The 14,115-nt window shown below is 33.6% G+C and carries 12 protein-coding genes; 4 read left to right on the forward strand and 8 right to left on the reverse strand.

The genetic code is table 11. The features are described 5' to 3' along the window. Positions 1 to 212: 212 nt before the first annotated feature. The 4 genes from H3T96_RS04520 to H3T96_RS04535 form a co-directional block, all read right to left on the reverse strand. On the reverse strand, positions 213 to 2,174 hold the full coding sequence (locus H3T96_RS04520; protein WP_086327541.1) for a glycoside hydrolase family 3 protein: 1,962 nt from the start codon (positions 2,172 to 2,174) through the stop codon (positions 213 to 215). Positions 2,175 to 2,569: 395 nt separating this feature from the next. Then, entirely contained in the window at positions 2,570 to 3,196 is a 627-nt protein-coding gene (locus H3T96_RS04525) for a LysE/ArgO family amino acid transporter (protein WP_186279223.1), read from the reverse strand. 88 nt (positions 3,197 to 3,284) lie between these two features. Further along, entirely contained in the window at positions 3,285 to 4,634 is a 1,350-nt protein-coding gene (locus tag H3T96_RS04530; RefSeq protein WP_198248599.1) for an APC family permease, read from the reverse strand. A 111-nt stretch (positions 4,635 to 4,745) separates the two neighbouring features. Then, positions 4,746 to 5,165 (reverse strand): OsmC family protein, encoded by a 420-nt coding sequence (locus H3T96_RS04535; protein WP_086327352.1) that lies wholly within the window; start codon positions 5,163 to 5,165, stop codon positions 4,746 to 4,748. Positions 5,166 to 5,428: 263 nt separating this feature from the next. On the opposite strand from H3T96_RS04535, the gene H3T96_RS04540 reads away from it, so the two are divergent. After that, the gene (locus H3T96_RS04540; protein ID WP_144091618.1) at positions 5,429 to 6,235 is read left to right on the forward strand and encodes a sulfite exporter TauE/SafE family protein; all 807 of its coding nucleotides are present in this window, start codon (positions 5,429 to 5,431) and stop codon (positions 6,233 to 6,235) included. Positions 6,236 to 6,368: 133 nt separating this feature from the next. Here the strand turns inward: H3T96_RS04540 and H3T96_RS04545 are convergent, their stop codons facing one another. The 4 genes from H3T96_RS04545 to H3T96_RS04560 form a co-directional block, all read right to left on the reverse strand. Continuing rightward, positions 6,369 to 6,740, reverse strand: a complete 372-nt coding sequence (locus H3T96_RS04545) for an ASCH domain-containing protein (protein ID WP_086351388.1) — start codon at positions 6,738 to 6,740, stop codon at positions 6,369 to 6,371. Then, on the reverse strand, positions 6,718 to 7,788 hold the full coding sequence (locus tag H3T96_RS04550) for an N-acetyltransferase (protein WP_144091617.1): 1,071 nt from the start codon (positions 7,786 to 7,788) through the stop codon (positions 6,718 to 6,720). Before H3T96_RS04550 ends, H3T96_RS04545 begins: the two co-directional genes overlap by 23 nt. A 570-nt stretch (positions 7,789 to 8,358) precedes the next feature. Next, on the reverse strand, positions 8,359 to 9,438 hold the full coding sequence (mltB, locus tag H3T96_RS04555) for a lytic murein transglycosylase B (protein WP_144091616.1): 1,080 nt from the start codon (positions 9,436 to 9,438) through the stop codon (positions 8,359 to 8,361). A 53-nt stretch (positions 9,439 to 9,491) separates the two neighbouring features. Beyond that, a complete protein-coding gene (locus H3T96_RS04560; protein ID WP_144091615.1) occupies positions 9,492 to 10,496 on the reverse strand; it encodes a 2-hydroxyacid dehydrogenase in 1,005 nt (334 codons plus the stop codon). A 262-nt stretch (positions 10,497 to 10,758) separates the two neighbouring features. On the opposite strand from H3T96_RS04560, the gene H3T96_RS04565 reads away from it, so the two are divergent. The 3 genes from H3T96_RS04565 (at position 10,759) to trxB (ending at position 14,105) form a co-directional block, all read left to right on the forward strand. After that, complete coding sequence (locus tag H3T96_RS04565) at positions 10,759 to 12,021, forward strand: AmpG family muropeptide MFS transporter (RefSeq protein WP_144091614.1); 1,263 nt, start codon at positions 10,759 to 10,761, stop codon at positions 12,019 to 12,021. 8 nt (positions 12,022 to 12,029) lie between these two features. After that, positions 12,030 to 12,686 (forward strand): NAD(P)H-dependent oxidoreductase, encoded by a 657-nt coding sequence (locus H3T96_RS04570; RefSeq protein ID WP_186279222.1) that lies wholly within the window; start codon positions 12,030 to 12,032, stop codon positions 12,684 to 12,686. A gap of 465 nt (positions 12,687 to 13,151) precedes the next feature. Next, positions 13,152 to 14,105 (forward strand): thioredoxin-disulfide reductase, encoded by a 954-nt coding sequence (trxB, locus tag H3T96_RS04575; RefSeq protein ID WP_144091612.1) that lies wholly within the window; start codon positions 13,152 to 13,154, stop codon positions 14,103 to 14,105. Positions 14,106 to 14,115 lie beyond the last annotated feature (10 nt).

Below are 14,115 nucleotides of genomic sequence, written 5' to 3' on the forward strand. Positions count from 1 at the left end.
AAAACCTAGGTGTAACCTGTAACTCTTTCAGCAAAAAAACGATTGAAGAATACGTTACCATTGAATATTAATTACAGCAAAAATCGTATTTGAAAAGCCCTTAATTCATAGTTTGGTTGATTATAAAATAGAATAATAAAAGATATACTAACTGGTGACGATAGTAATATTATTGCCATCATTAAGATAGCAATAATATTTAACAAGATAAATTAATGTGTTAATCCATAACCTAATGGATATAAAGATTTCATGTCATTTGGTAAATCAGTAGCTTGTTGAAGTACACTTTCCATTGAATCAGGTAAAGCAAACGGCATTTTAGCGCTATACGGTTTATCCGCAAACAAACGTTCAAACAACACTTCATCATTTACACCAAAATTAGCCACAATAGCGCTAGCATATTGTTTTATCGGTGTAAGAACGGCTGGTCGATCTAAGTAAACTGTTACAATAACAGGACATTTTTTACTTGCCTTGGCGATAAATTTAATATTTTTATCTTTTTCAGGAAACGCAAGTGAACCTTCATGATGTCTTAAACCAAAAAAGTAATTTTTATGGTTTTGCTCAAAAGGTGCATCAATACGTGCAACCACCACATCAGCATCATCAATATCATCAACAATAGTCACTTTATTTTTTAATTGATTTTTTGCCTCCGCCATAAAACCATGTAAATAAACTTTTTTATTAGTATCTAGTGGTAAAGTTTGTTGTTCATTTTCAAGCAATACCATTGAGTTAAATTGTGCCTTATTTGCAATTTGTTGGAATTGTTGATTACCCACAAATTTGCTTGCTTCAGTTGGATCATTATAAGGTGTTTCAAATTGGCCTAAAGCAAATTTTTGCGTCAAAATTGCCAATACTGCACTGTCTATTAGTTTCTCATCTAGTTTTTTATTTTTAACTGCCGAGACAATAGTTGAACTGTCGCTTACGCCCCCAAATTGTTGAACACCCGCTAGGATAGCTTTAATAAAACGCTCTTCTACTGTTAGATCCTCAACCCCCCAAGGCATTCCTTCTGCTTTAGGTGCAACACCTTGAGGTGATCCATTAATACATACTTCATTACAATCTTTAGTAATATTCCAATCACTCATGATGACACCTTTAAATTTATAGGTATCACGTAATAAATCTTTCAATAAATAATTATTAAAACCTGCACCAACAGGATCGATTTCATGATTATTTATTTGAGCATTTTTCAATATGGAATATGTCGGCATTATAGCGGCCACATTCACCTCAAAAGCACCAGTAAATGGAATAATATGCTGTTTCAAACTATCATTTTGTGTAAATAAAGCATATTTGCCATAAAAACTATGGCTATCTAGCCCTTCTTCGGCAGCACCATACCCCACCCAATGTTTAACAACGGCAGAAACACTTTGTGAATTTAATCCATTTTTACCATTTTGCATGCCTGATATATAACCGCGCACCATCTTTTTACTTAATTCAGGGTTTTCGCCAAAGGTACCCTCAAAACGAGCCCAACGCGGTTCAGTACCTAAATCGGCCATCGGTGATAATGCTTGAGTTACTCCCAAAGATCGATATTCTTGTCGAATAATATCGCCATATTCATTAATATCTTTTTCACTGCCAATTGCAGCCATTCCTAATGTACCTGGCCATTGGCTAAAACCACTTTTACTGGTCACTTCATTACCATAATAGAATGTATTTCGAGGATCGACACTGATAGTTAAAGGAATAGAGAGGCGTGATAGTTCAGCAATTTTTTGCAACTGATTATTTTGTTGTGCAAAATCTTCTGGGCTGACTTCTAAACGAGTGATTAAACTATTTACTTTATCATTTAATACCAGATCCTTGATCTCTTCTAAATTATATTTATCACCATGACCAAGTTCATCATTTAAACTTCGAGCATTGCCATGCATCATCATGCCTGCTTTTTCTTCAAGCGTCATTCTAGCAAGTAGATCTTTTGCGCGCTGAGCCGGTGTCAAACGCCAATCTTCATAAGGTGTTAGTTTGCCATCTTTATTCATATCTTTAAATTTAAGATTATCAACGGTAATGATTTTTAATTCTTGGCTTTCAATTTTAACCTGCTCAATTGCCCATAATGTGTTGGATACAAGTGCAGCGCTAATCAACAATGCTAGCTTTATGGATTTACATTTCATATTATACTCCTTGAATAACTTATTATATTTAAGCTAATTTTTGTGCGCTTAAAACAACAAAAACCTAAGCACTTTGCTAACCAAAGTGCTTAGGTTTTGCCTGCATACTTGTTAAGTTTTACAGTAACAATCCAAAATTATGCTCAATAAATTAGCATTAATCATAGAAATAAGAAATCAACAATTAAAACTAAATGAAACAATTGTGATAATAATCACATTTTTTATGTTATTACTTCAACAAAACATCAATTTTATATATCTCTTTAATATTTATGGAAAAAAGTGATCTGACAAAGAAAGGAAAGTGAAAAGAGTTTAAATAGATCAGAACAAAAATAAGGCGCAATATGCTTTAGCTAACTGAAATTGCGCTTAGAATAGATAATTTTAGCCTAATTACCACAATATACGTACATAATTAAACGATAAGCAATATAAAACATTACCAGACCAACTAAACAATCTAAAATCACCCACATTCTTTTTTGTTTAAATAAAGGAGTAAGTAATCTTGCACCATAACCAATACTGAAAAACCAGATGAATGAAACACATACAGCCCCAATCAGAAAAGCAATTTTTTGTTCACTGCTTAACGTTCCAGCAATACCGCCAACAATAACGACAGTATCTAAATATACGTGTGGATTAAGTAAAGTAATGGCTAATGTTGCCAAAATCACTTTGACTAAATTGCTGTCATTTGAGTTTTGAGATTGAACTTGCATACTACTGGTACCTTTAATTGCGCTTTTAAACGCCTTAAAACCATACCAAATTAAAAAAAGTGCACCTAATATTGCTAATACATTCGTAATTAAGGGATTAGTACTGATAAATGTCCCAACCCCAAGAATACCAATTGACATCAATACAAAATCACAGATAAAACAGATCCCCGAAACATAAAATATATGATTTCGTAATAATCCTTGTTTTAATACAAATAGATTTTGTGCACCAATGGCAATAATTAAACTGGCTGAAATTAAAGCCCCTCGTAATATTTCTGAAATCATTTTGTTATAACATTGAGTTAAAATGGACAAGCATTGTTATATAATTAATACCATTAATCAAATAGTTCAAATTATTTCAATCAGATAATTAATATTTAACTTTATCTAACCAATTTAATTGAGCTTTATCTCTATTAAAATAAAGAATTATCAAACCGATTGCTAACCACACAATACCTACAATTTTTGCGTAATTATCAATGTGTAATAGCACGGGTAATAGCACTAAAATACCCACAATAGGTATAAACACATCAAGACACCATGAAAGTGCTCCTTTTGAAGCTTTCTTGAATTTAAAGTAACCAATAACTGAAATATGTAACATAATAAATGCGGTTAAGGCTCCAATATCAACAAATGATACTAACGTCGGTAATCCCTTAGCATTATTAGCGGCAATAATCACTAAGCATAAATTAAATAGAGCTGCAAATAAGATTGCCATTGTTGGAACACCGCTTTTCTGACTTACTTTGGCAAAAAAAGGTGGTAAGCGCTTATCACGTCCCATACTGAATAAAAGACGACTTGCAGCAGCCTGCCCTACCATTGCAGCAAATGACGCTCCGATCGCTTTCATTAAACTTAATGCCCATCCCAACCATAAATTAATCTCTTGATTGACAATATGATAGTAAGCTTTGCCTTGTAGTTCAGGATGATTACGCAAATATTCAGAATCATAAGGTGAAAGTAAGGCTGCAACGTAAATCTGCATTACAAATAGACAACCAGCTAGAACTAAACAACTAATAATAGCCTTGCTAACTAAGTTGCGCTGACCGCTGTTTTCTTCCGAGAAAGTGGCAATAGCATCAAATCCCAAATAAGATAAAACAGCAATCGATACGGCACTAAACAGATTACTCCAAGTAAATGCAGCTCCGCCAATAAAGGGTTGTAACCAATTTCGGTTAAGATCCGTAGTCACTATGATCCAAATACCCACCAATAACACAGCAAACAGTACTAGGATTTCAAACAATAAAATGATTAAAGTTATTTTGGCAGATTTTTTTGCTCCAATTAAATTTAGAGTAGTTGTTAACACTACCGCCAAACAAGTCCATAGCCATACTGGCACATCAGGTATCAAAGCGTTGAGTGAAATACCACTAAATAAGTAAGCAACGGCTGGAATAAACATGTAATCAAGAAGTAACAGCCAACCGACTAAAAAACCCGCATTGGGATGAATGCCTAAAGAACAATAAGCATAAACGGCCCCCGCATGAGGTAAAGCATTCGTCATTCTGGCATACGAATAAGCAGTAAATGCCATCACTAAAGTCGCAACAATATAAACTAAAGCAATAGCACCATCGCTTATCGCATCTAAAACACCAAACAAACCCACTGGTGCGGCAGGGCCAATAAAAAGCAATCCCAAAATAACCATATCTCGAAATCGCATATTTTTACTTAACTGTTGCATAATCATTCCTTTGTAACAATCTATCAATTAAATAAAATGTTAAATGATTACTGCAAAACTCACTAATATTAGCTAGTTATTAGATTATAATTTTTTGTTATAAGAAGATATTTACTCATGTACACGTATTTCATAGGTGTAGGACATTTTCGCTGTCTTACCTAACATGATAGAGGCACTGCAATATTTTTCAGAAGCAAGTTTTATCGCATTTTCAACCGCTTCGTTATCCACATTCATACCTGTAATTACGATATGAAAATTAATTGTGGTATAAACTTTTGGTGAAGATTCTGCCTGAGTTTTATCAATTTCAATCCAAAGATCACGCACATCCTTTTTTTTATTTTTTAATATAGCGATAATATCATACGCCATACAACCAGCAGCGCCGTGCAGTAAAAGTTCCATAGGACGAGCACCACGATTACGCCCACCATGCTCAATTCCGCCATCCATCACTAACGAATGACCACTTGCGGTTTCACCTAAAAAACCAAAATCATCAATCCACTTTAAACGATCTTTCATTTTTCACTCCTTTCAATTTAAATTTATCTTAAAACTTTTATCAATTAGGCTAAATAACATAAGATTTTTTAAGCACTATGTCATCTTTTAGCTGATTACTTTGCTAATCGATTTCTCGTTATATATTAAACAACTCGGATAGAATAACCAAATTATTTGCAACAAGAATGAAACATATTTACAATCAATTGGCTAGCTATGATTTTTATTTTTGAAACAAATAGACAGGCTAATGACGTTAGCCCATCTTAAGGATTAAAAATATGATTTTTGAGTTTGTTATCTTCCTCATTATCGGGGCTGCGGCGGGTTTGCTTGCAGGTATGTTCGGCGTTGGTGGGGGAGCATTGATTGTACCGGCTCTAATTTTTACGCTCAATTATTTCAATCTGGGTAACCATTGGACTCACCATATTGCTATAGCTTCATCCTTAGCGACAATTATTGGCACTAGTTTATCATCAAGTTGGACCCAAAATAAAAACAAAAACATTGAATGGTCAATTCTAAAAAAGATGGTAATAGGTTGCATTATCGGTACAATTGCCGGTTCTTACATGACCCCTTATATTCCAGGTATATGGTTAAAATGGCTATTTATCGTTTTTCTAATTTATGTTGGTAGTAAATTTATTTTTAAAACCAATAAAGTGATACAAAATCAAATATCTGAAGTAACTTCGTTGGGTAACAGTATTTTTATTGCTGTTGGTACATTAATTGGTGTTTTTGCTGCGCTGGTCGGTGTGGGTGGCGGTGTACTGGTTGTACCGTTTTTGAAAAAATGCGGAGTCGATATGCGTAAAGCAATTGGAACATCAGCTGCATTCACCTTACCCGTCGCTTTTGGTGGCACTATTGGTTACATTATTGCGGGTTGGAATATCCAAGAACTTCCTGAATATAGCTTAGGTTTTATCTATTTACCTGCGGTATTTTCAATTATGCTCACCAGTATACCTATGGCAAAAGTCGGCGTGCAAATCTCGCAAAAATTACCAGTAAATAAACTGATTACCTATTTCGGTATTTTTTTATTAATGCTTGCAGTAAAGCTTATTGTTTCCTAATTTTTTATTTTCATAATCATATAATTCAAAAAATTAGAAAATTAAAACTATCAAAAACAATTCTAAAATAACACTTTAAATTATAAATCATTGTGTATTCTATCTCTTGAAATTTTAATTAGTATAACAAAAATTACAAATATCGGTACGACTGAGGAGCAACAATGTTTTTTCCAAAATAGTTCAAAGATTTAGGTTCATCATACAAAGTTACTTTGCCAACTGCGATAGCAAAGGCCAAGGATTTTTCTTCAAAATACTCATCATAAAAGCTTTTACTAACACCTGCATATTTTTTGGTTTTTTCCCATACTAAATTTGGCTCATCGGAAATTACGTGATCTATATCAAATTCACCAACTACTTTTCCAATAGGCATCGTTGCGTAAATTACAATAGTCTTAACGGATTGTCTTTTGAAAAGTTTTTTTCTAAACTCATATTTCTTTTCACCAGATAATATTTTTTCAACAAATTCTGGTTTAATTGATAATAAAACTTTCATTGACCTCACCTAATTTCAAAATTTTATCAAATTGTTTATCAGTAAGTTTTAAACATCCCCACCTTATTTCACTATCTAAGCCTACTTCGTTAATAAGAGCTTTTCTATTTGGCCGATGTGATAAAGCAATATTATATGTAAACTTTATTACATAACAAGGAAAAGAAGTTTTGTAATGATTTTCATCATACAGCTTATTTAATTCTTCCGAAGTAAATACACTATATTTAGTGCAATATTCAACATATTCTTTTTTATTAGAAAAAGTAGACATTTGTCTTACTTCTTCAATAACACAAATTGATGTGGCAACAGAGGAAAAATATGCTTTTTTGCCTTCATCCGCTGTTCTATAAATTACAACAATATCTCCTTTTTTTAAATTACCAAGCGTTTGTATTTTAGAAATATAAACTTTATGAATACTGTTAGTATGGGATACATCATGAATTATTGAACTTGATTCTGTTATTAAAATTGAATCAGGGAAAAGTTGGGTGTGAAATTTGGGATATATAGCTAATAAATATTTATTATTATTCGTATTAATATAAGGATAATCTTTTTCCAAATTACCTGTAAATTGTCGTTTTTTTAGTAATACATTTTCAGAACCATTATCACTTTTTTTTACTCCAGCAGAGTGAAAACCATATCTTTTGAATAAATTAATTAAATAATCATGTTTATCAAAAATTGTTACATATATACCCATCACATTATTTACAATTGCGACATCAAATATTTTTTTTATAAAACGTTCACCTCGTAACGTACCTGCAGGATTGAATTTAAAAGTACCAACTTTTAAGTAACAACCATCCATTAATGGGGGATTTATATCATCAATATTATTCTCTAATTTTAAATACATAAAACCATCTATGGTTGAAAAATTATCATTGTAAAGAACAAAGGCTTTATCTTGTAATTGAACTTTTTTAAGCCACCAATTTATAAAACCATGCGAATAATCATTCTTGAGTGTATCAAAAAAAGGGTCAGAAAAATCAATTTCTCCAAACTCTTGAATCTTTAAGTTATCCATATTATTCCTTATTATTAAAAAATCTATTATAAGTATCATTTTTTTATTTTTATATTTGATTATATAATAAACCATATATAACCCTAAGATAATATTATAATTTCAAAAATTTTCGTTCTTGATCGGAAAATTTCCCATTGTAGATAAAAATCTAATCTTCTGAAATTTTAATTAAGTGCTTTCGATAATCATTTGTGATGAAAAAGAAGTTTAGAGAGTTCTAACTAATGATATTGATATAACAGACAGCTTTGTAAAAATTATTCAGGAGTCTATACCATTTCAATTTTAAATAATTAAAAAGGTCGCTAATGCAAATTATTGATTTAGTTATTAAATATGCTAGGTATTATCGCGCCTCTTTCACCACTAAGTTTTTTGCATACCGCCATAATAGGATCAGTAGTTATAACATGTGATCACAGAGAAGTTTAGAGAGTTCTTAGAAATGATATTGGTATAACAGATAGTGTTGTAAAAATTATTCAGGAGTCTATACCATTTCAATTTTAAACAATTAAAAAGGCCGCTGATGCGACCTTTTGTTTCAGTTACGAAATATGCTTGGCATTATCGCGCCTCTTTCACCGCTAAGCCTAATTGCCATACGGCCATAGCATAATGCGTACTATGATTGTATCGAGTGATGACATAAAAGTTTGGTAAGCCATACCAATATTGATAGCTATCGCCCATATCCAACCGCAATAAACTGACCTTATTATGGCCATCTAATGAACTTTTTGGTTTTAGTCCTGCTTTAGCTAACGTTTCAACGGTGTATTTTGTACTAAAACCCGTATCAAGTGATAGCGCTTGCCCATCGGCGATAACCGCGACTTTTTTACCACTTTGCCAACCATGTGCTTTAAAGTAGTTAGCCACACTGCCGATTGCATCAACCGGATCCCACAGATCGATGTGTCCATCATTGTTAAAATCGACAGCATGATTTCTGAACGCTGATGGCATAAATTGACCATATCCCATCGCCCCAGCGAATGATCCACTCAGATCAAATGGGTCAACGCTTTCATCACGGCACATAACTAAAAAGTGCTCTAACTCATCTGTAAAATATTGTGCTCGTCTTGGATAATAGAAAGCAAGAGTTGAGAGTGCATCAATGATTTTGGTTTTACCCATCACTCGCCCCCAACCCGTTTCTACACCAATAATGCCCACAATAATTTCAGGTGGTACACCATATTGGTCATACGCTTGTTGTAACTCTTTTTTATAATTATTCCAAAATTCTACCCCACGAGGTAAATTACTTGGCGTGATAAATTTGTTTTTATAACGGATCCATGCACCATTAGGTTTAGATACTGTAGAAGAACCTGATGTTGGCGCTTGCTTATCCATTAAATTAATTACCCAGTCAAGTTTGTTGGTTTGCGAAAGCACTTCGCGTAATTGCTCACGATTAAATCCATGTTTATTGACCATTCTGGTAATAAAATTTTCTTGATCAACAGCCAACGGTTCACTGTTGTTTTTTGGAGGATTGTGTTCTTCTTCTAAATAGACACCCCCTTCGACATTAGGATGTCCGCGATGTTCTTGCATAGGCGATATTGAAGATTTCTCACTACCACAAGCTGTAAGCAACAATATTATATTAATTAGAATGATGATTCGCTGCATATAAAACCTATATTTTATGTTATTAAAAAATCGTTAACGTCAAAAAGTATTTATTATTTTTCAACAATATTTGGACAATCTTTACCTTCAGCAACCTGTTTAATATTCGTTAAAGTCGTATCAGAAATATTTAACAGTGCTTCTTGAGTTAAAAATGCCTGATGTCCAGTAAAGATAACGTTATGACATGATGATAAGCGACGAAATACGTCATCTAATATTACATCGTTTGATTTATCTTCAAAAAATAGATCGCGTTCGTTTTCATATACATCCATACCGAGAGCGCCGATTTTGGTCTGTTTTAATGCATCAATTGCGGCTGTAGCATCCAGTAATGCTCCTCGGCTAGTATTAATAATCATGACGCCATCTTTCATTTTTTGGAAAGATTCTTTATTCAGTAAGTGATAATTTTCAGGTGTCATTGGACAATGTAATGTGATGATATCCGATTTGGCATAAAGTTCGTCTAATTCGACATATTGTGCGCCAAGTTCGACAACAATGTCATTTGGATACGGGTCATAAGCCAAAATATGCATGCCAAAACCTTTTAAGATGCGAATCGCTGCTTGTCCAATTTTACCTGTGCCAATCACGCCTGCAGTGCGGTTGTGCATATTAAAGCCTGTTAATCCATCTAAAGAAAAATTAGCATCGCGTGTGCGTTGATAAGCCTTATGGGTACGGCGATTAAGAGTCATCATTAACGCAACTGCATGTTCAGCAACCGCTTCAGGTGAATAAGCGGGTACACGCACAACGGTAATACCTAATTTTTTTGCCTCAGCAAGATCAACATTATCGAATCCAGCACAACGTAATGCTAGAATTTTTATGCCATATTCAGCCAATTTGTGTAAAACTTTTTTATCAACTTCATCATTCACAAATACACAAACTGCATCATAACCTTGCGCAGTAACCACCGTTTTTTGGCTTAATTTGTGTTCATAATATTCGATATCGAAACCAAATTTTTTATTGGCGATTTCAAGATGCTCTTTGTCATAATGTTTACTACTGAATACAGCAATTTTTGTTGGATTTTTCATATTATCACACCCCTTTGAATGGTGATTAGTTGATCTATTAATCGGTCGTTTTCTTTGATGCTTGATTAATAACAGCGTTTTGAAGCATTTCTTGCATGCTCCAAATAAGTGAAGTTTTTATTTCAAAACATCCATTGTCACAGTTTTCCTACTTTAGAATCAGGCTTGAGATAATCCGTTTTATCTTGGCTTGCAGAATTATTTTTTATAGTTGTATGCTATGATAACACTTTGCGAAAAAACTAATCAATAAAGTTAAAGAATGACTAATGAGCAAAATTCACTTATAAAAACAATTTTTACCGAAAAAATGCTAATCTGTATTTTTACTGGATTTGCATCTGGTTTACCTTTTTATTTATTGTTGCAATTATTACCTGCTTGGCTAGAGAGCGAAGGTATCAATATCAAAACAATTGGCGCGTTTTCGTTAACACAATTTCCCTATATTTTGAAATTTGTCTGGGCGCCATTTATGGACAATATTTCGCTTTTCAATATAGGTAGAAGACGAGGATGGATGCTTGCTTCGCAAATTGTATTAGTATTCTTTATCACAATTTTAGGTTTTTTCTCGCCTACATTAAACATTTGGGTAATCGCTGCTATCTGTTTTATTATTGCTCTATTTTCAGCCACACAAGATATTGCCCTTGATGCATTTAGGCGAGAATTACTTTTAGATAACGAACAGGGACTTGGCAACAGTATTCATACCAATGCTTATCGTGTTGCTGGTTTAGTACCAGGTTCGCTATCATTAATTTTATCCAATTATCTACCTTGGAACAGTGTTTTTATTATTACTGGGCTATTTATGTTACCAGCAATTATTATAACATTGAAAGTTAAAGAGCCTATCAATCAAGCGCCAAAAAACCATAGTATTGAAGATATCATCATTAAGCCATTTAGTGAATTTATTAATCGTCAAGGTATAAAAAGTGCACTCACGATTTTGGCTTTTATCTTCCTTTATAAATTGGGTGACAGTATGGCAACCTCACTAGCAACTCCTTTTTATTTACAGATGGGTTTTAGCCGTTTGGATATTGGCTGGATTGCTAAAAATGCATCATTATGGCCAAGTGTATTTGGTGCATTAATGGGCGGCATATTGATGATCAAAATTGGGATTAATCGTGCACTTTGGCTATTTGGTTTTGTACAAGTTATTTCTATTTTAGGGTTTGCATGGTTGTCTGTTGAAGGTCCATTTACTGAAATTACCTACCACGCTAAAATTTTATTAGCTTTAGTGATTAGCTTTGAAGCGTTAGGCGTTGGGCTAGGATCAGCGGCCTTTGTAGCTTTTATAGCAAAAACAACTAATCCCCTTTATACAGCAACACAATTTGCATTATTTACAAGTATTGCTTCTATCCCAAGAACATTAATTAATGCCACTACAGGCATTATGGTTAATTATTTAGGATGGACAACTTTCTTTGGTTTATGTACGATTCTTGCCATACCTGGTATGTTACTATTATTAAAAGTTGCCCCATGGAATACAAAAGAATAGGAGAAAACATGGATAAATTAACACAAGCCTTATATTTTCGACATGCATGTAAAAAATTTGACAAGACCAAAAAGATTGATCCTGCTGAAATTGAATATATTTTAGATGCAGGTCGCTTATCCCCTTCAGCATATGGATTGGAGCCTTGGCATTTTGTGGTGGTTGATAGCCCTAAAATTAAAAACGAATTATCTGAGGTTTGTTTCAAGCAAGAGCAAGTGACCAGTTGCTCACATTATGTGATCGTACTTTATCGTAAATCAAACAGTTTTTCGATACAAAGTGAGTATTTCCGTAAGGCGGTTGCTCGTACTTTACCTAACCCAGATGATCAAAACAGTATTGATGTTATGTGTCAATCAAGGCTCAACTTTTATGAAAATGGTTTAGCCAGCGGCCTAACTATGAATCATTCATTTGAAATGCAGGCTTATCTAGCTTGTGCCAATATGCTCACAGCTGCCGCTTATCATAATATTGATTCCTGTGCGATTGGTGGATTTCAACATGATGGTGTTATTAAAATTTTAGAAAATCACATACCATCATTTAGTGGTGAAAATTTCGGTGTAGCACTCTGTTTAGCATTTGGCTATCGCATCAATGAACCAAAACCTAAAATACGCTGGCCACTCAAGGATATCACCACATATCTATCTGAATAAATATAAACTGTCTATTGCTTTATGCCTCAAAGGCGTAAAGCAACAATGAGATTAATGGTTACTTAACCAATAACGCTCCAAGACCGTTTTTAGTTTAATCTTACCTCAATAAATGTTTAGAATAAGATAGTTATTTAGTAAATTGTTCCACTTTTTGTTATTATAACTTTATATTTTATCATTTATTTTTTATACAACTTCTAAATTTTTTATGAACCATTTATCTTCCTTTCTTTTTTATAAATAAATCGATAATTTAAATTCATTTATTAATTGTCTTTAAAAATAAAGTGAACAATAAAAAAAGATAACTTTTGCCAACTGTTGAAAAAATATCTTATCGTCATTACCTATCACTATAATAATCAATTTTTTTGCACTATAAAGATTGATAATGTTAGACTTAACAATTATTAATTGAGCGAGTTCTGTGTTAACAGCCAGAATATAAATAAGGATTTAAAGATGAAAACTAAACATGCACGTTTACTAATACTTGGTTCTGGCCCTGCTGGCTATACCGCAGCCGTTTATGCCGCTCGAGCAAATCTTTCACCTGTTTTAATTACTGGGATACAACAAGGTGGTCAACTCACAACCACGACCGAAATTGAAAACTGGCCAGCTGGAGCACCTGAATTAACTGGGCCTGATTTAATGGTTAAAATGAAAGAGCATGCCGAAAGATTTAATACTGAAATTATTTTAGATCATATCGATCAAGTCGATTTTAGTAGCAAACCTTATAAACTCTATGGCAGTGAAACAGAGTACAGTTGCGATGCATTAATTATTGCGACCGGTGCCTCTGCTCAATATCTTGGTTTACCCTCTGAAGAAGCGTTTAAAAGTAAAGGTGTATCAGCATGTGCCACCTGCGACGGTTTTTTCTATCGCAATCAAAAAGTAGCAGTAGTAGGAGGCGGAAATACTGCCGTTGAAGAAACGCTTTATTTAGCCAATATTGCCAGTGAAGTACATTTAATACATCGTCGCGATAGCTTTAGAGCAGAAAAAATCTTAATGGATCGTTTAGCTGAAAAGATACAAGAAGGTAAGGTAATCTTACATACTCATCAAATTGTTGATGAAATATTAGGTGATAATATGGGCGTTACAGGGGTTAGACTGCGTAGCACCCAAGATCCTAATCTTACTGAGGAACTATCTGTTATGGGCGTATTTATTGCCATTGGTCATAAACCCAATACCACTATTTTCGAAGGTCAACTTGAATTAAATGGTGGCTACATCAAAGTTAAATCTGGTACACATGGTAATGCGACACAAACCAGTGTCGAAGGTATTTTTGCCGCAGGTGATGTGATGGATCATATTTATCGCCAAGCGATCACTTCAGCTGCAACTGGATGTATGGCTGCACTCGATGCTGAACTTTATTTGGATAATTTGAAATAAACTAAAATAT

It is taken from the genome of Gilliamella sp. W8136, assembly GCF_016101285.1.
Classification (GTDB): Bacteria; Pseudomonadota; Gammaproteobacteria; order Enterobacterales; family Orbaceae; genus Gilliamella; species Gilliamella apicola_N.

Coding starts and splice junctions, on each gene's coding strand:
- H3T96_RS04540 (WP_144091618.1), top strand. CDS start 5,429: ATGATTTTTGAGTTTGTTATCTTCCTCATTATCGGGGCTGCGGCGGGT.
- H3T96_RS04530 (WP_198248599.1), bottom strand. CDS start 4,634: ATGCAACAGTTAAGTAAAAATATGCGATTTCGAGATATGGTTATTTTG.
- H3T96_RS04525 (WP_186279223.1), bottom strand. CDS start 3,196: ATGATTTCAGAAATATTACGAGGGGCTTTAATTTCAGCCAGTTTAATT.
- H3T96_RS04520 (WP_086327541.1), bottom strand. CDS start 2,174: ATGAAATGTAAATCCATAAAGCTAGCATTGTTGATTAGCGCTGCACTT.
- mltB (WP_144091616.1), bottom strand. CDS start 9,438: ATGCAGCGAATCATCATTCTAATTAATATAATATTGTTGCTTACAGCT.
- H3T96_RS04550 (WP_144091617.1), bottom strand. CDS start 7,788: ATGGATAACTTAAAGATTCAAGAGTTTGGAGAAATTGATTTTTCTGAC.
- trxB (WP_144091612.1), top strand. CDS start 13,152: ATGAAAACTAAACATGCACGTTTACTAATACTTGGTTCTGGCCCTGCT.
- H3T96_RS04570 (WP_186279222.1), top strand. CDS start 12,030: ATGGATAAATTAACACAAGCCTTATATTTTCGACATGCATGTAAAAAA.
- H3T96_RS04565 (WP_144091614.1), top strand. CDS start 10,759: ATGACTAATGAGCAAAATTCACTTATAAAAACAATTTTTACCGAAAAA.
- H3T96_RS04545 (WP_086351388.1), bottom strand. CDS start 6,740: ATGAAAGTTTTATTATCAATTAAACCAGAATTTGTTGAAAAAATATTA.
- H3T96_RS04535 (WP_086327352.1), bottom strand. CDS start 5,165: ATGAAAGATCGTTTAAAGTGGATTGATGATTTTGGTTTTTTAGGTGAA.
- H3T96_RS04560 (WP_144091615.1), bottom strand. CDS start 10,496: ATGAAAAATCCAACAAAAATTGCTGTATTCAGTAGTAAACATTATGAC.